The sequence below is a fragment of the Kitasatospora cystarginea genome (genome assembly GCF_039533515.1).
In the GTDB taxonomy this organism is placed as follows: Bacteria; Actinomycetota; Actinomycetes; order Streptomycetales; family Streptomycetaceae; genus Kitasatospora; species Kitasatospora cystarginea.
In genome coordinates this window covers 1-17,812 of record NZ_BAAATR010000069.1, presented here as the reverse complement: position 1 = coordinate 17,812, position 17,812 = coordinate 1, and the positions used below count along the sequence as shown (strand labels likewise).

General features: G+C 71.6%; 24 protein-coding genes and 3 pseudogenes. 13 read left to right on the top strand and 14 right to left on the bottom strand.

Going from position 1 to position 17,812, the window contains the following annotated elements; genetic code table 11:
- Positions 1-237, top strand: a 237-nt coding sequence (locus ABD369_RS38070) for a hypothetical protein (protein ID WP_344641228.1), incomplete at its 5' end; no start/stop codon positions are given.
- 598 nt (positions 238-835) lie between these two features.
- Here ABD369_RS38070 and ABD369_RS38065 read toward each other — a convergent pair.
- The gene (locus ABD369_RS38065; RefSeq protein ID WP_344641227.1) at positions 836-2,020 is read right to left on the bottom strand and encodes an alcohol dehydrogenase catalytic domain-containing protein; all 1,185 of its coding nucleotides are present in this window, start codon (positions 2,018-2,020) and stop codon (positions 836-838) included.
- Positions 2,021-2,765: 745 nt separating this feature from the next.
- Here ABD369_RS38065 and ABD369_RS38060 point away from each other — a divergent pair.
- Entirely contained in the window at positions 2,766-3,257 is a 492-nt protein-coding gene (locus ABD369_RS38060) for a DUF6328 family protein (protein WP_344641226.1), read from the top strand.
- 131 nt (positions 3,258-3,388) lie between these two features.
- Complete coding sequence (locus tag ABD369_RS38055) at positions 3,389-3,541, top strand: hypothetical protein (protein WP_344641225.1); 153 nt, start codon at positions 3,389-3,391, stop codon at positions 3,539-3,541.
- A gap of 232 nt (positions 3,542-3,773) precedes the next feature.
- On the opposite strand, the gene ABD369_RS38050 is transcribed toward ABD369_RS38055, so the two are convergent.
- Together ABD369_RS38050 and ABD369_RS38045 are read right to left on the bottom strand one after the other, a co-directional pair.
- Positions 3,774-4,220: an ASCH domain-containing protein gene (locus tag ABD369_RS38050; RefSeq protein WP_344641224.1), complete on the bottom strand. Its 447-nt coding sequence runs from the start codon at positions 4,218-4,220 to the stop codon at positions 3,774-3,776.
- Positions 4,221-4,271: 51 nt separating this feature from the next.
- Entirely contained in the window at positions 4,272-4,391 is a 120-nt protein-coding gene (locus tag ABD369_RS38045; RefSeq protein WP_344641223.1) for a hypothetical protein, read from the bottom strand.
- Between the two features lie 283 nt (positions 4,392-4,674).
- On the opposite strand from ABD369_RS38045, the gene ABD369_RS38040 reads away from it, so the two are divergent.
- Positions 4,675-5,400, top strand: coding sequence for a HemK2/MTQ2 family protein methyltransferase (locus ABD369_RS38040; RefSeq protein ID WP_344641222.1), 726 nt, complete (start codon positions 4,675-4,677; stop codon positions 5,398-5,400).
- Positions 5,384-5,647 (top strand): CDGSH iron-sulfur domain-containing protein, encoded by a 264-nt coding sequence (locus ABD369_RS38035; protein WP_344641221.1) that lies wholly within the window; start codon positions 5,384-5,386, stop codon positions 5,645-5,647. The genes ABD369_RS38040 and ABD369_RS38035 overlap by 17 nt, the downstream gene beginning before the upstream one ends.
- On the opposite strand, the gene ABD369_RS38030 is transcribed toward ABD369_RS38035, so the two are convergent.
- Positions 5,615-6,658: an iron-containing redox enzyme family protein gene (locus ABD369_RS38030; RefSeq protein ID WP_344641220.1), complete on the bottom strand. Its 1,044-nt coding sequence runs from the start codon at positions 6,656-6,658 to the stop codon at positions 5,615-5,617. The genes ABD369_RS38035 and ABD369_RS38030 overlap by 33 nt on opposite strands.
- Here ABD369_RS38030 and ABD369_RS38025 point away from each other — a divergent pair.
- Positions 6,646-7,077, top strand: coding sequence for a ribosome-inactivating family protein (locus ABD369_RS38025; RefSeq protein ID WP_344641219.1), 432 nt, complete (start codon positions 6,646-6,648; stop codon positions 7,075-7,077). The two genes, ABD369_RS38030 and ABD369_RS38025, sit on opposite strands and share 13 nt — an antisense overlap.
- A gap of 167 nt (positions 7,078-7,244) precedes the next feature.
- Here the strand turns inward: ABD369_RS38025 and ABD369_RS38020 are convergent, their stop codons facing one another.
- The 4 genes from ABD369_RS38020 to ABD369_RS38005 form a co-directional block, all read right to left on the bottom strand.
- Positions 7,245-7,625 (bottom strand): hypothetical protein, encoded by a 381-nt coding sequence (locus ABD369_RS38020; protein ID WP_344641218.1) that lies wholly within the window; start codon positions 7,623-7,625, stop codon positions 7,245-7,247.
- 313 nt (positions 7,626-7,938) lie between these two features.
- Entirely contained in the window at positions 7,939-8,322 is a 384-nt protein-coding gene (locus ABD369_RS38015) for a DUF2267 domain-containing protein (protein WP_344641217.1), read from the bottom strand.
- Positions 8,323-8,398: 76 nt separating this feature from the next.
- On the bottom strand, positions 8,399-8,803 hold the full coding sequence (locus ABD369_RS38010) for a DUF2267 domain-containing protein (protein ID WP_344641216.1): 405 nt from the start codon (positions 8,801-8,803) through the stop codon (positions 8,399-8,401).
- A 160-nt stretch (positions 8,804-8,963) separates the two neighbouring features.
- Positions 8,964-9,398, bottom strand: coding sequence for an Hsp20/alpha crystallin family protein (locus tag ABD369_RS38005; protein ID WP_344641215.1), 435 nt, complete (start codon positions 9,396-9,398; stop codon positions 8,964-8,966).
- 113 nt (positions 9,399-9,511) lie between these two features.
- Here ABD369_RS38005 and ABD369_RS38000 point away from each other — a divergent pair, with 113 nt between their 5' ends.
- Genes ABD369_RS38000 through ABD369_RS41430 form a run of 3 tightly spaced genes read left to right on the top strand, consistent with a single transcriptional unit; the run spans position 9,512 to position 10,721 of the window.
- Positions 9,512-10,204: a hypothetical protein gene (locus tag ABD369_RS38000; RefSeq protein ID WP_344641214.1), complete on the top strand. Its 693-nt coding sequence runs from the start codon at positions 9,512-9,514 to the stop codon at positions 10,202-10,204.
- Complete coding sequence (locus tag ABD369_RS37995; protein ID WP_344641229.1) at positions 10,179-10,568, top strand: hypothetical protein; 390 nt, start codon at positions 10,179-10,181, stop codon at positions 10,566-10,568. The genes ABD369_RS38000 and ABD369_RS37995 overlap by 26 nt, the downstream gene beginning before the upstream one ends.
- 9 nt (positions 10,569-10,577) lie before the next feature.
- Entirely contained in the window at positions 10,578-10,721 is a 144-nt protein-coding gene (locus ABD369_RS41430; protein ID WP_425557871.1) for a hypothetical protein, read from the top strand.
- Between the two features lie 63 nt (positions 10,722-10,784).
- Here the strand turns inward: ABD369_RS41430 and ABD369_RS37985 are convergent, their stop codons facing one another.
- The gene (locus ABD369_RS37985) at positions 10,785-11,030 is read right to left on the bottom strand and encodes a hypothetical protein (RefSeq protein WP_344641213.1); all 246 of its coding nucleotides are present in this window, start codon (positions 11,028-11,030) and stop codon (positions 10,785-10,787) included.
- A 329-nt stretch (positions 11,031-11,359) separates the two neighbouring features.
- On the opposite strand from ABD369_RS37985, the gene ABD369_RS37980 reads away from it, so the two are divergent.
- On the top strand, positions 11,360-11,728 hold the full coding sequence (locus tag ABD369_RS37980; protein ID WP_344641212.1) for a low affinity iron permease family protein: 369 nt from the start codon (positions 11,360-11,362) through the stop codon (positions 11,726-11,728).
- A gap of 82 nt (positions 11,729-11,810) precedes the next feature.
- Here the strand turns inward: ABD369_RS37980 and ABD369_RS37975 are convergent, their stop codons facing one another.
- From ABD369_RS37975 to ABD369_RS37965, 3 genes and pseudogenes are all read right to left on the bottom strand, one after another.
- A complete protein-coding gene (locus tag ABD369_RS37975) occupies positions 11,811-12,008 on the bottom strand; it encodes a hypothetical protein (protein ID WP_344641211.1) in 198 nt (65 codons plus the stop codon).
- A gap of 374 nt (positions 12,009-12,382) precedes the next feature.
- A pseudogene (locus ABD369_RS37970) lies at positions 12,383-12,509 on the bottom strand (plasmid stabilization protein); the annotation flags it as partial.
- 34 nt (positions 12,510-12,543) lie between these two features.
- Positions 12,544-12,813 (bottom strand): hypothetical protein, encoded by a 270-nt coding sequence (locus ABD369_RS37965; RefSeq protein ID WP_344641210.1) that lies wholly within the window; start codon positions 12,811-12,813, stop codon positions 12,544-12,546.
- A gap of 366 nt (positions 12,814-13,179) precedes the next feature.
- Between ABD369_RS37965 and ABD369_RS37960 the strand changes: the two genes are divergently transcribed.
- The gene (locus ABD369_RS37960) at positions 13,180-14,151 is read left to right on the top strand and encodes an SDR family NAD(P)-dependent oxidoreductase (RefSeq protein WP_344641209.1); all 972 of its coding nucleotides are present in this window, start codon (positions 13,180-13,182) and stop codon (positions 14,149-14,151) included.
- Positions 14,152-14,186: 35 nt separating this feature from the next.
- On the opposite strand, the pseudogene ABD369_RS37955 reads toward ABD369_RS37960, so the two are convergent.
- A pseudogene (locus tag ABD369_RS37955) lies at positions 14,187-14,324 on the bottom strand (bacterioferritin); the annotation flags it as partial.
- A 357-nt stretch (positions 14,325-14,681) separates the two neighbouring features.
- Positions 14,682-15,926: an MFS transporter gene (locus tag ABD369_RS37950; protein ID WP_344641208.1), complete on the bottom strand. Its 1,245-nt coding sequence runs from the start codon at positions 15,924-15,926 to the stop codon at positions 14,682-14,684.
- 71 nt (positions 15,927-15,997) lie between these two features.
- On the opposite strand from ABD369_RS37950, the gene ABD369_RS37945 reads away from it, so the two are divergent.
- Complete coding sequence (locus ABD369_RS37945; RefSeq protein WP_344641207.1) at positions 15,998-16,981, top strand: ArsR/SmtB family transcription factor; 984 nt, start codon at positions 15,998-16,000, stop codon at positions 16,979-16,981.
- Positions 16,982-17,416: 435 nt separating this feature from the next.
- Positions 17,417-17,812 (top strand): annotated as a pseudogene (locus tag ABD369_RS37940) (hypothetical protein); the annotation flags it as partial.

Here is a 17,812-nt window from a genome sequence, read left to right as displayed (position 1 = left end):
GACGAGGGCGGCCCGGCAGGCGGGACCAGTACCGAGGTCTGCGGCTGGACCGAGTTCGAGGTCGAGCTGGAGCACGGCCCGCCGACCCTGCTGGACCACATCGAGGCCGTGTTCGCCGACGCGGGGCTGACCCGCTCACCGTGGCCCTCGCCTGGGCCAGGCCCGAGCTTGTGGCAGCGGATCAGCAGCCGCACGGTGGCCTCGTCCAGGAGCACCGGGCCGCCCTCGTGGCGGTAGCCGATCGGGTCCGGCAGGTCCAGGTGCTCCCGGGTCGGGCGCTGGGTGTTCTGACCCGTGAGGTTGAGGTCAGGGGCTGTCCGAACGGCTTCCGGCTGAGCGAGCTTGGCACCTTCGTGGAGAACGGCGAGTGCCGTTTCAAGGTTCCCGCGCGGGGATCGCACCGACCCCGGACGTGTCAGTCCCCGGTAGCTCCGATCTCGTCCTGAAACCTTCAGTCGTCGCTGATGGTTCCGGTGTTCGGGCGAACTTGCCGGGGGCCTAGGCCGGATCCTGGATCATCACCATCAGGCTCGATGAACGTCTCCATCAGCCAGAATGGCTCTGCCCGGTTTTCCGGTGTAATGACCAGTCTCCTCCGCGTTCGATTCAGGTCAATACCTCCGGGTGCACCTCTTCAACTCCCGCACGCGACGACTGTCAGCGACGGGTGAAAACTGACCGCTGATCGGCGGACCAAAGGGGGCGGCCTTGGTCGGCGGGCGGACATGCCAGGGCCTCCCGGCGGCGCGGACAGCACGAACGTACCGGACCGAACATCACCCGCGGTCGGCCGCACGGCTGTCTCCTCCGGCCAGGTGATGGCTCCCGCTCGGGGTCAGGGCTGGAAGAGGACCTTGACCGCGCCGTCCTCCTTGCGCTGGAACATCTCGTACGCCGACGGCGCGTCCGCGAGCTGCAGGTGGTGCGTGGCGAAGCCCTCGACGCCGAGCGGGTCGCCGTCTGTGACCAGCGGCAGCAGGTCGTCGACCCAGCGGCGCACGTTGGCCTGGCCCATGCGCAGTTGGATCTGCTTGTCGAAAAGGGTCAGCAGGGGCAGCGGGTCGGTCATGCCGCCGTAGACGCCGGAGACGGAGATGGTGCCGCCGCGGCGGACCATGTCGATGGCCAGGTGCAGGGCGTGGAGGCGGTCGATGCCGACACGGCGCATGATGCGTTCGGCCAGAGCGTCGGGGAGCAGGCCGGTTGCGCGTTGGACCGTTTCGGCGATCGGTGAGCCGTGGGCCTCCATGCCGACGGCGTCGATGACCGCGTGCGGGCCGAGGCCGTCGGTGAGGTCACGCACGACGTTGGCGATGTCGTCGCCGTGCTCGATCAGGTCGAGAACGGTGGCACCGCGCTCCCGGGCGCGGGCGAGGCGTTCCGGAACCAGGTCGATGCCGATGACCTGGGCGATACCCCGGTGGGCGGCAATACGGCAACTCATGTCGCCGATCGGTCCCAGGCCGAGGACAGCGAGGCTACCGCCGGCCGGAACGGAGGCGTACTCGACGGCTTGCCAGGCGGTGGGAAGGACATCGGACAGGAACACGAAGCGGTCGTCGGGCGGACCGTGAGGAACCTTGATCGGCAGGGTGTTGCCGAACGGGACCCGGAGCAGTTCCGCCTGGCCGCCGGGAACCTGGCCGTAGAGCTTCGTGTAGCCGAATAGTGCGGCCCCACTGCCGTACTCGGTGACCTGCGTGGTCTCGCACTGCGAGTACAGACCGGCGGTGCACAGACGGCAGGTGCCGCAGCTGACGTTGAACGGGATGACCACGCGGTCGCCAGGGTGGAGCGCCGTGACCTCGGTCCCGATCTCGCGGACGGTTCCCATCGTCTCGTGGCCCAGGATGTCGCCCGGATCGAGGAAGGGGCCCAGGACCTCATAGAGGTGCAGGTCCGATCCGCACAAACCGGTGGTGGTCACCTCGACGATCACATCGGTGGAGTCCCGGAGACAGGGGTCAGCGACCTCCTCCACGCGGACATCGCGCCGGCCATGCCATGTGACTGCTCGCATTGTCTGGTCCTTCTTTCTGTTTGGCCCTCAAGTGAGTTGCTCGGCCGAGTTCAGAGCATGCTGGCCCGCGTTCGGCGACCCGGCGGGCGGGCCCGAAGCCGAGACCTCTCGAGGCGCCGGTCGGACGGCGAAGGCTGGACGCCGTCGCGGCTACCCGCCTCACCCCCGCGCAACCGGCCGCGGGTCGCCGCCGCCGTGCTCGGCGGCCTGCTGCTCTGGTGACTACCGCGCTCGTGCCGGCAGTTGATCTCCAGCGCGGTGCCGGCCTCGGGGCAGGCCGTGAAGACGGCCCGCCCGTCGAAGCGGGACTGCGGGCGGCCGCTTGGGGTCCTCAACGCTGCCGACGGCACCCCGCTGCCCTGACCGGCCCCCTCGCTCTTGGCCGTTCCCTGGGCAGGGACATCCTTCGGGGCGAACACCGGAATGTTCCGCTGCTCCGCAGAGCGCTCCCGCGTCTCCGTCAGAGGTGCTCACGACATCGTTCTCTTCCCAGACAGATGCCTCCTCACCGACGGCAGGAGGTTGCAGCCGACTGTCCCGTTCACCGGCTCCCCACCGGGAAGTAATCGTTCGGGCGGGCCGGGGCCGCGTCGATCACCGGAACCCGGGTCCCCGTCTGGGCAGCTGGCGCAGCGGGTGGGCCGGGCGGAGGAAGCGTGGCGGCCGCAGCGCGCGGTTGCAGAGCACAGTCCGGGTGATGCCGAATCATGTGGACTGCGGTTCGGGTACGCGAAGGGGCTGAACGGTGGGCGGGAGCGAGAACGAGGAGTCGGAGGCGAGGGCGGACCGCAAGTGGACTGAGATGCTGCAGGAGGTCCGGGTCGCCCAGACCGGCGCGCAGATTCTGTTCGGATTCCTGATCAGCGTGGTCTTCACCCCGCGGTTCACCCGGATCAGCCCGGTCGACCGCACGCTGTACGACGTTACGGTGGTCCTCGGAGCCGTTGCCACCGGCACGCTGATCGCTCCGGTCGCCTTCCACCGTTTCCTCGCCGGCCACCGGATGATGCCCGAACTGGTCCGCGCCGGCGCCAAAATGATCGTCCTGGGGCTCGTCCTGCTCGGCATCACCGTCGGCGCCGCCCTCGTGCTGCTTCTCCACGTCGCCACCGGATCGGCGATCGCCTGGGCGGTCGCGGGAGCCGTGATGTTCTGGTTCGCCATCTGCTGGCTCATTCTGCCCTGGATCGCGTTGCGCGTGGGTCGGCGCCGCACGTCACGAGCCGGGGCGCAGTGACACTCCGCTCGCCCTTGCGGCGGTTCGCGGCAGCAGGACGGCGTGCAGGCAGGTGTGCTGCTGGCCCGCTGGACTCGGCGGCGAGCGGCCGGGCTACCTCCCCGTTGATCTCCACGCGGAATGTGCCGGGCGTGTCCACGTATTTCCCGAAGGTGCGGGCCGCGCTCGGACGCACAGCGCTCCAGCAGATCGGTGCCCGCATGATCGAGATCCGCGATGCGGCGCCCCGCAGGCCCGAGCACCCCGGGTTCCTGCAGAAGGCAGCGGACGCGATCCTCGGGTAGCCCTTACCCGGCCCTGCGCGGGGACCCCGGCTGCGTGGCGGCTTACCGGGGACAGCCGACGTTCGCGAGGCGCTCCCGGGCCGGTGGTTGTGGATTCGATGGTGAGGCGAGGTGACAGGTTCCGACCTTCCCGGACATGCAGGGACCGGCCTTCGTCGTCGGGCAGTCCGAAGGCCATAGTGCCGGTGCCGGGCTCGGCGGGAGGAACCCTCAGGAGAGAGGCCTGAGGAGTTCAGGGCTCCAATCCGCGGGCAGTATCCGGCCGGGAGTCGCTTCTGGATTCGTCGCGCATGGGACAGCGTTGCTGGCGAATGGCCCGGAGGATGTCCTCGCTGGGGGTCCACAAGCCGAGCGCTCCCCGTACCGAAAGAGGCGCGGCAAGAGCCAGGACGTCCGCGAGTTCCCAGTGCCAGCTGTCACGGAATCCCCATTCGAGGCAGCAACCTTCGGTGGCACGGTGGCAGCCGACGAGTTGCGCGGTGCCGATGATGGCGCCTCTCTCGTCCGGCCAATCGGGGTTCGCTGGCGGGAGGAGGCCCCTGTAGGTGACCAGACCGGCGTGGATGAGGAGCAGGCCGCGGTACTTGGTGGGTCTGGGGCGGTTCTCGATCCGTTTCGGGCCGTACACGATGGCATCGGCGTATGGCTGGCGCACGGTGAGCGCCCTCGCGGTGGTCATAGGTGCCGCCTTTCGCAGTCGGAGTGTTCGCCGCCGACGCCGTAGTAGCCGTTATGACTCTGTCCTGATCCCCGGGTACTGGCGCCGGCCAGCAACGTCCATCCCCGTCGCCTCGAGGTGCCCGCGCGGATGTGGACAGATCCAGACCTCGCGCCAGGCTGGCGGGATCACCAGGGCCCATCCGCGCGAGGGTGTCCGGATCGCTGATCGCGGCTCCTGCCGCCTCGCGGTAGGCGAAGCCGCGGCGGACGCGGGTCCAGCCGGGGCGGTGCGGATCGCCGGTGACCAGCCGCGGCATGGTGCGCTCCTGAAGGTGAGGGGCCGCCTGTGGGGCGGGCGGACGTAGCGAGCGTCTGACCGGCACGGCGACGGCGAAACAATGTCGCAGCCGTTTCCGCGGGGTGGCCGGGGGCAGACGCGGGCCGAGGGAGACTGCGTTGGAAGGACCTGCACGATGAGTGGCCGCTCCGGATTTACCACGCCCTGTCGGAAGACGACTGCGCCGGTACCGCCGTTGCGCGCGTTGGACACCTCGCTGCGGCTGCCCGGGGTCTACCCCGCGCAGGGGGACACCGCGTTGCTGCTGGAGTGCCTCCTTCGCGAACGACTGCAGGCAGGTGTCGAGGTGCTCGACCTTGGCACCGGTTGCGGTTCGCTGGCCCTGGCCGCTGCGCGGCGCGGGGCACGGGTCGTGGCGGTGGACGTCTCGTGGCACGCGCTCTTCTGCGCCTGGCTCAACGCGCGGCGGCAGGGCTGCCGGGTCCGGCTGCGCCACGGTGATCTGACCGCGCCGGTGGCGGACGAGCGTTTCGACCTGGTGGTGAGCAATCCGCCGTACGTCCCGGCCCGGCGGGCGGCCGCGCCGCGGCACGGGATCGCCCGGGCCTGGGACGCCGGGCCGGACGGGCGGTTGGTGCTGGACCGCTTCTGTGCGCAGGCGCCGCACGTGCTGCGGCCGGGCGGGGTGCTGCTGGTGGTCCAGTCCGCGATCGCCGACGTCGCGGCGACACTGTCCGCGTTGGCCCGCGGCGGCGTGGTCGCGCGGGTGACGGCCCGGCGGCGGCAGCCGTTCGGCCCGGTGATGAAGGCCCGCGCGGGATGGTTCGAACAGTGCGGACTGATCACGCCCGGGCAGCGGGACGAGGACCTGGTGGTGATCCGCGGTGTCCGGGCCGGCTGACAGTGAACCGCGCCGGGCTGGCCGGGAGCCTCGCCGGGTGCGGCTGGTCGACGGCGGGCCGGTGCTGATCGAGGGACCGGTGGAGGTGCTGCTGCCGGACGGATCGACGGTGCGGTGCGACCGCCCCGTGGTCGCGCTGTGCGCCTGCCGGCGCAGCCGCCGGTATCCGTTCTGCGACACCAGCCACCGCCGTCACCGGCCGTGCCTTCGGGCGTCAACGCGCGAGGGCTCGGCCGGTGCGCAGTGAGCTCCGCCCGGCCCGCCAGGAGCCGAGCAGGTGCTCGGTGAACCGGTCCTCGACGATCCCCGTCGCCGCGACGCCGAACGCGATGTCCACGGCGAGTTCCGGTTCCTCGCGCAGCAGGGCGCCGATGACGTCGTGCCGGACCACCTGCTCGTGGACGGCATCGGCCTCCACGTGCTCGCGGTAGAACCGCGTACCGGCCTCCCCCGCGCCGAGCCGCGCGAAGGCCGCCGCGAGCCGCGCCGAGCCCGGTGAGGAGCTGATCTCCACGGCCGCGAACTGCCCGACCAGGGCGCCGCGCAGGGCCCGGTGCAGGCCGAAGAGCGACATCAGGTTGACCACTGCCAGCGCCTGGGCGGGTGCGGCGTCGAGGTAGCGGCCGTAGCTCGGGTCGAGGCCGAAGTCGGCCATCATCTCGGCGAACAGGCGGGCGTGCGCGCGATCCGCCCGGCCGGCGCCGTACTCGTCGAACTCGACGGCCAGGAAGGCTGCTTGGGCCGCGCCGTGCAGGCGCGGGATGGCCCACGCCTGCGGGTCGGCCTCCTTGAGGTGGTAGAGCGAGCGCAGTGCCAGGTACTCGCGGGCCTGCCACCGCTCGCCCTCGGCGAGCAGGAAGTGCGAAGGGCCGCTGCCGTCACGGGGCTCGGTCAGCAGCCGGTCGAGCAGGGCATCGAGGGGTTCGGCCGGCTGGGTGGCGGTGCGCAGGGCGGCGAGCCAGCCGCGTTCCAACTCGCGGCGCAGGCCCAGCAGTTCGATGTCCCACTCCCATTCGGGCGGCACGCCGCGGAAGCCGCGATAGTGCAGCTCGTAGCAGAGCTGGAGCGCGAGCTGGACGTCCTCGCCCCAGGGGTCCACCCTCTCGCGCTGCGGGAGGTCGAGCAGCCGGCCCGCCCCCGGCGGTCCGGAGCGCAGCAGCGCGCACACGGCGGCCGAGTACGGGCCGCGCGGCGTGGGCAGCGCCGGCGCGCCGGACCCGAGCGCGACCTCGGTGGCGGCTGCGCGTGGTGTCGGCATGGTTCAGCTCCTGGGAAGAGCGGTGCCGTGCAGGTCGAGGGTGCAGCACTTGGCGCCGCCGTCAGGCGCTTGCCCGGGGCGCCCATCGGCAAACGCGTGCGCAACCTGCTCCCGGGGCAGGGCCGGGAGCCGGCAACACCGCAGAAGCCAGCTTCGGCGGCGCCTACACGGGTCTGCCCGCCTACGCCGGCGTGGACCGCGGCAACTTCCCGCACGACTACTCCGACATCGTCGGAGCCGTGGAGCAGCTGGCCTATGTCACGAACCCGAGTGGGGCCAGGCCAACGGAAGCAATCAGCAGCGGACGGCGCGGTCGCTGCTGCCTCCTGATCCAGGCCACCTCCGAGGCGGCACGTTTCTACGACATCAACGGCGTGTTCAGGGCCGCGATGATCGGCGCCAGCACCATCACGGGCTGACCGGCTGGCAGCAGGACCTGGAGAACGCCTCACCAACTACGGGTCCGCCGCGCCCGTCACCTCGAGCGGCGGCCCGGGGGCCGGTCCGAGGCCAGCGTCCGCAGCGCCGTAGAGCCACCTGCCAGCCGGGTTCCCAACCTCACGGGCCAGAACAACTAGGCCTCGGTTCAGCGGCCGCCCTCGGGCTTTTGCGGCTCCTTCGGTGCGACTCCGGTGTGTGCCTTCTGTGTGTATCCTCCGGCCGGGCGGCCGGAAGGGCCTTGCGGACCGTAGTCACGCCGGTGCTTGGAAGGCCCTTGTTCCTCGCCTCGGGTGCCCTCGCTGTGCACAGTGTTCCCGGGGACCTCGCGATGCTCCTCCTCGGCGGGTTCGCGGCCCGGGCCGGGCTCCGGAGCGTAGCTGTCGGGGTGGAAGGAGCGGTGGGCGCTGTCGTTCGGTTCCTGGTGCTCGGCGTCGATGTCGCTGGACCAGCCGTGGTGTCGGCCTTGGTGCCGGCTGGCCTGGCCTTCGTCCATGGAGTGATGGGTTGCCGGTTTCTTGGAAGTCATGGCGGGCGGTCCTTCCGTTTCGTGGAGCTGTCATTTCGCGCTTTGCCGCTCCCTCACGCGACAAACACTCCGAGGATCAGTGGTTTTCAACCCCGGCAGACCAAGCCGAATCCTGCTCGCCGTCGTGCAGGACGAGCAGCGCCGCCGGGCAGCAGGGCGTGGTGTGGTCGGGCTCAGCGGCCAATGAGGACTCCTTTCCGGCCGGGGAGAGGTTCGCCTGTCCCGGGTCGTGGCCTCGTCCAATGGGCCGCGTCGTCGGCAGCGGAGGCCTGGCCCGGTAGCGCTCCCGCGCTCGCGGGCCGGGCCCGCCACTTCAGGCGACGGCGGCCAGGTCCGCGCGGCCGAACAGCAGAGCGTAGCCGCGGGGCAGGTGGGCGAGGAGGCGGTCGGTGAGGGTGGCGAGGGCGGCCAGGACCGAGGAGGCGTCCCAGCGGGCGGCGGTGAGGCTGGTGCCCAGCGTGTGGGCGAGGGCTTCGACGAAGGCGGGGGCGGTGACGGGACGGGGCAGGGGGATCTGAGCGGCGAAGACGGCGCGGGCCCGTTCGGGCAGGGCGGCGGCGAGGTCGCAGCGTTCGTCGCCGGTGAGCTGGGAACCGAGGAGGGCCAAGACGGCGTCGAGGACCCGTTCGGCTTCCTCGTCGCTGGGGTAGCGGCCGCCGGTGCGGATCTGCTGGAGGAGGCGGCGGTAGCAGGTCATGACGAGCGGCCTTCCGGGGTGGGGCCGCGCGGTCGGCGCGGCGACGCGAAGCGGGCAGCGGTGCGGCGGAGCGGGGTCAGGGGCGGTGGCCGGCACCTGGGCGGCCGAAGAGCAGGTCGTAGCCGGGCGGGAGCTGGAACAGGACGCGGTCCATGAGTTCACCGCTGGCGGCGTCGGCGACGGTGGACAGGACGGCGCCGATGTCCCACAGGGCGGTGGTCTCGGTGGCGCCGTCGATCCAGGCGGCAGTGGCGCGTACGAACCGTTCAGGGGTGAGCGGTTCTGCGGCCTGGAGGGGGTTGAGCAGGACCAGGGCCATGGCTTCGGGCAGGCGGGCCGCCAGGTCGGCGCGGACCTGGCCCACGAGGTGGGCGCCGAGCAAGGCCAGCACGACGCGGGCGGCGCGTTCGGCGTCCTCAGGTGCGTCGTATTCGCCGCGTTCCCGGACGCGGTCCAGGAACGCCTCCCATCGGAGCGTCACCGTGAATCCTCCCTTCGGCGCAGGACCTGGGCTTACACGGGCTGCTCGCCGGCCGCCCGGCCGGCACGCGCGCCGCGGCCTGTCGAACGGGGGTGAGGGTGTCCCGCGCCGTCCCGCCGGGGGGATGTTCGGGGCGGCACGGGACCGTATCGGGGCCGGGTCAGGCCTGGATCTGCCTGCGGCCCGCGCTGTGACCGACCGCGACCTTCCGGGGCTTGGCCTTCTCCGCGACCGGGATCCTGAGGGTCAGCACGCCCGCGTCGTAATCGGCGGTGATGCCCTCCGGGTCAAGCGTGTCGGAGAGCATGACCTGGCGCGAGAAGACACCCAGCGGGCGCTCGGACAGCTCCCACTTCACGTTCTCGCCTTGGTGTCGCGGACGGCGCTCGGCCTTGACGGTCACCATGTTCCGCTCGACGTCGATGTCGATCGCCTCCGGGTCCACCCCGGGCAGGTCGAAGCAGATCACGTACTCCTCGCCCGCGCGGTACGCGTCCAGCGGCATCGGCGTGGGACGGGACCACGTGCCGCTCGTACCGAGGAACTGCTGGGTCAGTCGGTCCAGCTCGCGGAACGGGTCGGTGCGCAACAGCATCGCGAAACACCTCCAACTGGGATCAAAGGGTGCCAGTGCGCTTCACCTTGACACCGTTCTAACACGTCATCCATCCGATGACAAATCATGCTCGTCATCGGTAGAGTGACAACATGCGTGAGAAGCCCCCGCAGCCCGCCACCAGGCCGAAGACGCCCGTCGAGCCGGCCTCCTTCCTCGCCGCCTTGGCAGCCCTGGCCGCCATCGACGACGCCGTCCGCACCGCCCAGACCCCCGCAGCCGCCCCACCGGCTGCGCAAAGCCCCGAGGAAGCCGACCCCGGGCAAGCCCTGGCCGCCCTGGTCCTGCTGCGTGAACTACGCGCGCAGCTCGCCGGCTGGGAAGCCGGCCTCGTGGAGAACGCCCGCAACGCCGGCGCCACCTGGGCCGACCTCGCCCACCCCATGGGCGTCGCCAGCCGCCAGGCCGCCGAGAACCGCTACCTGCGCCTGCGCCCCGCCGGAACCACCCGCCAAACCGCCGGGACCGGCGCAGAACGCGTCAAGGCCGTTCGTGACCGCCGCGCCGCCGAACGCACCGTGGCCGTCTGGGCCCGCGACAACGCCGCCGAGCTGCGGGTCCTCGCCGCCCAAATCACCACGACCGCACTCGCCCCCGGCGCCCGCCCCGCCCAGGCCGCCCTGATCGCCGCCCTCGGCACCACCGACCCCGCCGACCTCATAGAGCCCCTCGCCGCCGTCCGCCCCCACCTGGGCACCGGCCAGGGCGATCTCGCCACCCGCCTCGACGCCCTCACCCACCACACCACCCAGCTCCGCGATGACAGCGACCGACGCCGCGCCTGACCCCGCCGCCGCCACCGAAAGACGCTGGCAGGACCTCCTGGACCGGATCCACGACCTCGAAGCACAAGTGGCCGCCACTACGAGCACCGTCCACGCCGCCCTCGACACCCACCTCGCCCGGCTCGACGCCCTGCGCCACCACCTCGACCAGCCCACCTGGCCGCTACCCGCCCCCGATCCGGGCAGCCCCCAGACCACGGCGGCCACCTCCACCCATCACCGGGTGGACGCCTTCGCCGATGTGCCAAGCGCGGATGGCGGCGGCCCGGGTATCAACGCCGGCCCGCCGCGCCGGGCGAGGACAGCTGCGGCGAGCGGGGCGCGGCGGTGGCTGCCCTTGCAGACCGTCAATATCCGCCGGTGAGCTGAGGCCATGTCGGTTTGGAGCTTCTCGATCTCGATGGCCAGGCACCCCAGCGCCTCCTTCTCCGGCGGGAAGATCTCTCGGATGACGCGCAGCTGCTCGATGGCGGTCGGGTTGATCGCCTCGGGGACGAACATGTCGTCGAAGCTGTAAGGGCCATGCGCTTAACGTGGGTGAGGGTGGCCTCGTCGCGGCAGGTGAAGCGGTGGCCGAGGGCTACCCGCGCTCGTCCAGATAGGCCGCGCACGCCGTGCACCTGGCGGTCGTGCCCGCCAGCTCCGCCGGGTACCAGGCGGTGCCGGCCTGGGTGGAGCATTGGGCCACGATGCTCATCCCGTGGGTGGGTCGGCCGCACAAGGTGAGAGGCCCCGGCTGATGCGACCTGGGACTCTCCGGCAGGGCGGCGTGAAGGGAGCCGAGGCTCTGGAGCTGCTGCGGGGCGTTGAGCACGATGATGTCCACGCCTCCCACCCTCGCTCGGGGTCCGCGCCAGGGCGAGTCCGGATATGGGGCCGCTGGTCCCGACCCTGGACAGGGCTCGCGATACCAGTCCCACGCCTCGGTCACCGGCTCACCGCCCGGCTCCCGGTGCTCGGCGATCTGGAGAGGTCGACCAGCCACAAGCCCGGGATCTTCTTGCCGAAGACCGGATGGTGCTCGGGCGGGTATACGTCCAGGACCTGCGGCGGCGCCCGTCCTGACAGCGTGACGGCGATGCCCGGTCGGAGTACCAGGGCTTGCCACCGGCGTGGCGGGCGCCACCCCGAAACTCGGAGCACTATGCAGGACCCATGTCCTTCCGGCATCCCGCCGAACGCACCGACAGCGGCCATGGCCACTTCGAGCGCATGGCCGAACGCGCCTCGAACTTCACCAGCTCACCCGTGTTCTTCCTGCTGTGCCTGCTCCTGGTCGCCGCCTTCATCGCCGTCCACGCCGTCGGCCTGTCCCTCAGCCGGCAACTACTGATCGGCGACCTGATGACCGCCGTGACACTGCTGCTCCTCGCACTGCTGAAGAACGCCGAACGGCGCGCCGAACACGCCATCCAGCGCAAGCTCGACGCCATCGCCGCGGCCCTGCTGGAACAGCGCAGCGGACACACCGACAAGGCGGTCGAATCCCTGGAGCAGGCGATCCGACTGGAGGACGAAACCTGAACCGCGCACTGACGCTGCCCCGGGCCGCCTCGCCCAGAGCCCCGGCCGAACCGCTACCTGTCCTCGCGCGGCGTCCCGCCGCTCATTCCCACACGTCAGGCCCGCCGCCCTGCCACTCGACGATCCCAGGGTCATCGATCAGCGCCGCGTCCAGGTCGGCACGCCGCATGAACTCGGTGACATCGGACGCGCTGTGAGCATGGCCCACCGGACTGCCATCCACATCCACGCGCCGGGCCGGCTCACCCGACCCGTCATCGCCGACCGGCCGGACGATCACATGCGCCCTGCGGCGGGCCTGCGCTCCAGCTGACAGACCACTCATACACCCAGCCTCACGCGACTCCACCAGTCCGCAACCAGGTGCGGTGCTCCCGAGGCAGTTGACGCCGGGCGCGCGCCTGCCTCCTGGCCGAGCACGGCGCAGCGGTGGTCGCGAGGTCCGGGAGCTCTGCTGTGTCGCCTGGCCGCTGTTGCCTGCGACGGGAATGCTGGCGGGCGGCGATCGCGCCATGTGCCCGGACGGCGTCCTCGCGGCCACGCGCCGCGCCCGGAGCTTCCCGCGCGGGGCGGACGGCGGGGCTCGCAGTTGCGGTGTCCACACCGTGAACCTGCGAAAGCACGGTAACCGGCTCGCCGAGGCCGTCCGGAAGCTCACTGCACGGGCCAGTTCTTTCTCATGGTGGAACGGCCCTTGACGTTCTTCTTCGCCTCCTCGTACAGCTGGTCCTTGGTCGGCCCCTGGGCCCCGCGGGTACGACCGCAGTCCGCCACGACGCGACGCGGTGAACCCGGTGGCCCGACAGCCTCCGGCCTCACTGCGGCGCGGACGGACTGCCGTACTCCTCCAGCACGTCGAGGACCTCCACCATTCCTAGCGCGAGGCAGTCGCTGCCCGGACCGTCGGCCCGCGCCGTGGTGAATCGGCCGTCCGGCGAGAAGACCGCGTGGACCGTCCAGTCAAGGAGCGACATCCGCAGCGCACCGTCCGGTTCCACCACGACCTGCCATCCGTACTCGCGAGCCGCCGATGCCACGCGGTGGGCGTTGCTGTTCACGGGGTAGGGACCGGTGGTATCGGACATGGTCGATGCTCTCCTTGGCGTCGCCCCGGGCGCTTTTCTCCATGGCTGCTTCTGGTCGACATCATGGCCGGTGCCACCGAGTGAGCACCGGGGACCCGCCGGACGAACCGTGATCCGGCCGTCCGCGTCAACCTCCGCGACTCCGGCGCCGCCGAATCAAACACCTACCGTTCCCGCTCCATGACAGGCTGGCGCCGCTGTCGGCTCGTTCCACGAGCACGAGAGGGACGGCGGCGGCCGTGACCGGTCGTTATCGCGGGCGGGTCGCGGGTAGGCGCTACGAGTCCGCCGGAGAGGACGCCGAACGGGATCCTCGTTCGAAGGCCTGTCACCTCGTCGGCGGTCACAGCGACGAGGGAGAGACCGATGAACGCTCAAGACGCCTTCGCCGGCCGTACGGCCCTGGTGACCGGATCGTCCCGGGGCCTGGGGCTGCTCATCGCTGGTGAGCTGGCCGACCGCGGCTGCCGGGTGATGCTCTGCGCCAGGGACACCGAAGCGCTGGCCGCCGCGGAGCGGTCACTGCGCGGCCGACCCGGCGAGGTCGCCTCCACCGCGGTCGACCTCCTGGACCCGGACACGCCACGGCGGCTGGTGGAGGAGACCCGGCGACGCCTGGGCAGCGAGCCCGACGTACTGGTCAACAACGCCGGGATCATCCAGGTCGGGCCGCTGGCCGCGCTGCAGGAACAGGACTTCCAGCGGGCGGTGGAGACCATGCTGGCGGCACCGCTCCGGCTGGTACTGGCCGTCCTGCCCGGGATGCGGGCCCGCCGCTGCGGGAACATCGTCAACATCACCTCGATCGGCGGACGCGTTCCCGTACCCCATCTGCTGCCGTACGTGGTCGCGAAGTTCGCCGCCACCGGGCTCTCCGAGGGACTGCACACCGAACTCGCCGCGGACGGCATCCGGGTAACCACCGTGCTACCCGGTCTGATGCGCACCGGATCGCACAACGCCGCCGAGTTCGCGGGCCAGGTGGGACGGGAGTACGCGTGGTTCGCCACGTCCGCGTCGCTGCCCCTGCTGTCCGTCGATGCCCGGCGTGCGGCCCGTGCGATCGTCCGCGCCGCCGGGCGCGGCCGGGCGGAGCTGGTGCTGACACCCGCAGCGAAGGCGGCGATCCTCGCGCACGGCCTGGCTCCGGGCGTCTTCGTCCGCACGCTGGGAGCCGTCGCCCGGCTGCTGCCCGCCCCTGGCGGCTCGCCCCGCCACGCCGTGCCCGGCGCCCGCGCGGCATGCCATCACCCGGCCGACGGTGTGGTGGCCAGGCTCACCGTTCTCGGCGAACAGGCGGGACGGCGCTACAACGAGCCACCCGCCCAGTGGAGATGACCGCTCCGCTGAGGCGGAGAAGCGTGGATGATGGTTCAGCTGGCCAGCAGGTCGATGAGGTCGTCGGCGTGCTCCTCCTCTTCCTCGAGGATGGATTCGATCAGCCGGCGGGTGGTCGGGTCGTGGTCGCCGAGCCAGCGGACGATCTCCTGGTAGGTGGAGATGACGATCCGCAAAAGCACCGGTGCCACACGCGCCCAGAAACTGGTCGAGCTGATCACCGACTGGCCCCGCGTCCTGACCCGCCCCCGGCACCCCCCCCCACCCCGACCGCCACCAGCCGTCGGCAAGCGCCGGACCGGCGAACAGCCCAACCGTGCAAGGCCCTGACCTGATGGTGCGCCGCCGCCCCCACGATCCCCGTCGACCATCGCCTTGCACGAATACAGCCGGTCGGCCGCGGAAGCAATTCCTCGTGGTGTGCGGCCGCCCCTAGTCTTGCCAGAGCCCTGAAAGTGCACAGCCCGGTACGGGCGAACGTGCAGAGCATGCCGTACTCGCCCCGTACCTCGCAGCTGTCCGAGGGCTCGTCAGACGTGTCGGGCACATGAAGTGTCAGGGCGCCGGCCGAGCCGCAGTAGGCCGGGCACCACGGCCAGACTGAGGACGAGCAGAAAGAGCCAGGGCCAGGCGGCACCACGGTCGAGCAGCAGGGTGAGCAGGCCGGGGGCAACGGCCTGGCCGACGTTCCAAGAGAGTTGGTAGACGGCCAGGTATCGGCCGCGCTGAGCCGGGTCGGCGAGCGAGACGCTCAGATCCTCCCGACAGGGGGTCGCGACGGTCTCGGCGAGGTTGTACACGAGCATCGCGGCGTACAGGCCTGGCAGGACGGCCCAGCCGGGGGCAGCTGCGAGCAGCGCGAAGAGACCGAAGGCGAACGCATTGAGCAGTGCTCCGGCGGCGACCACCCGGGTGGGACGCCTGCCCTCCAGACGGCGGGCGACGATGCTCTGGGTGAGTACGACCTGCACGCCGTTGAGGACGAGGAGAGCGCCGGCCACCGAGGCGTTGCGGTGCAGGCCGACGGTGAGGTAGGCGGCCAGCAGCATGCTGAGGATCATCGACGCGAAGACGAAGCTGAGGTTGACCGCCACCAGCAGCAGGTATCGCCGGTCCCGCAGCACCTCCCAGTAGCCGCCCGGCTCGGCCGTCCTGGCCTCCCGCGCGGGTGCAGCGGCGGGCCGCCACGTGGCCAGCAGGATGGATGCGAGCAGGTAGCTGGCCGCGTTGAGCACCACCAGCAGCCGCAGCACTCCGGTACCGCCGCCGGTCATCAGGACGGCGCCCAGGGCCCCGCCGAGGCCCATGCCGGTGTTGCGCAGCGTCTGCACCAGAGCGAACCATCGTGTGCGCTCGCCCTTGGGGGAGGCGAGGAGCACCAGGCCGGTGCTGGCGGTCCAGTAGCCGACGTGGCCGATCTGGGCGAGCAGGCAGACCAGGACGATCTGCCATGCCTGGTGGGTGAGCAGGAACCCGCAGTAGGCGAGTGCGGAGAGCGCGTTGGCGCCGACCGCCACGACGCGGGCGCCCTGGCGGTCGATCAGTGGGCCGACCGCGAGGGCGGTGGGCAGGGCGAGCAGCCGGGCGGTGGAGACGGCGGCGCCGACCGCGGCGAGAGGGAGGTTGGTGGTGTGGGTGAAGTAGACGAGGACGAAGGCGAGGATCAACCCGGTGCCGAGGCTGTCGACGAGGTGGGCGCCGATCAGACGGGCGCGGCCGGCGGTGTCGGGCAGGCCGAGGCGGTCGCGCAATGGCAGGGGTGTGGCGGTGGTCATGCACCGAGACTTCCTGGAATGATCACTGCCGCCCAGATATTCCATCCTGATCGAATCCTCACGGAGGGCCCGTGCTCACCTGGGAGTTCTCCGCACAAGACCTCGCCCGGACGCGTTTCGCCCGCTCGCCGCTGTGCGAGGTGACGACGAGCGTTGAGGTACTCAAGGACCCGGGCCGGCACGCGGTCCATCTGCCGTGGGTGCGGCAGGCCAGAGCGCGGCTGGCGGGGGTGGGCTGGGAACTGCTGTCCCAGCTGGTGCGGCTGCCGACGGTGTACGTGCCGGACTTCCTGACTCCGGTGCCGACGGCGTCCAGCCCGACGATCGAGCAGGCGCTGGCCGACCTGGCCGCCACCGATCCCGCGACGGTGCGCCGCGACCTCGCCCGGATCGGGGGTGAACTGTCCCCGTCGGTAGCGGAGTTGGCGCGTGATCCGGAGCGCGGTCTGGCCCGGCTGGTGGCGGAGATCCGGGCGTACTGGGATGCCGCGGTCGCCCCGCACTGGGACCGGATCGAGCGGCTCGCCGAGGGTGAGATCCTGCGCCGGGCCCGGCAGATGGCCGCGGGTGGTCCGGCGGCGCTGTTCGCCGACCTGCACCCGCAGGTGGTATGGGAACGGGACACCTTGCGGATCGGCTACCGGGTGGTCGACGCCCACCGGCGGCTGGACGGGGAGCGGGGCCTGGTCCTGGTACCGACGGTGTTCGCCTGGCCCGGCGTGTTCTCCCAGCAGAACCCGCCGTGGCAGCCGGGCCTGGTGTACCCGCCGCGCGGGGTGGCAACACTGTGGGAGACGGCGGGCAACGCGGTGCCGGAAGGGCTGGCCCGGGTGATCGGCCGTACCCGCGCCTGGCTGCTGGCCGAGCTGGACGCCCCCGCCTCGACCGGCGAACTCGCCGAGCGCACGGGCCTGTCCGCCCCGAACGTCTCCCACCACCTGACCGCCCTGCGGGGCGCCGGCTTACTCGCGCGCCACCGCACCGGCCGCACGGTCCTGTACCTGCGCACCGACGCGGCCGAACTCCTCCTCCGGGCCGTCCAGGCCGATAGTTGATCCCAGGTCTCACGCGTCACGTCCAGGTCTCACGCGTCCAGAATGCCCCCGCCGCCGCTCCTCCCGCGGCGACCACGCCGAACGACTGAATCCACCATCGACCCCGGCCCCGGCTCCGCTCCGTGGCGGCCACGCGCCGCGCCCGGAGCTTCCCGCGCGGAGCGGACGGGGTTCGAAGCTGGCGGTGGCGCGGGCCGGGACGTCCTTGGCCACCTATAGCACCCGTCAGCCCGCGGGCAGCCGCGGGATTGGTACGCGTTCTGTGTGTCCGGGCCCGATCGGCCCTCTGGCACAGGCGTGCGCCATGGACATGCGGCACCGTGGGAAGGGCGGCCGGATGCCGCGACGGCGGCAGGGACACCGTTTCGGCCCCGATGCGTGGACCCTGCCGCCAACCCGGGGCGGCATGATCTCCGGCAGCGGTCGGGAGTGCTGGTGGAGGACTTCGACGCGGTGGCAGAGCGCCTCTACGGGGTGACACCGGACCGGTTCACCGCGGCTCGCAACGCGGCCGCCGAGCAGGCCCGGCACAGGGGCGAGCGCGCACTCGCCGATCGCATCCACCGCCTGCGCCGCCCCACTCAGAGCGCCTGGCTGGCCAACCTCCTCACCCGCACCGACCCCGCCGGCGTACAGCGCCTGCTGGACCTCGGACACGCTCTGCGCGAGGCCCAGGAACGGCTGGAGGGCAAGCGAATGCGCGAACTCACCGCGCAGCGCCACCGCCTGGCCGCCCAGCTCGTCGATGCCGCCCGCACAGCGGCGACCGCACGCGGCCACAGCACGGGCCAGAGCGCGCTCGCCGAGCTGGAACAGACCCTGCTGGCCGCG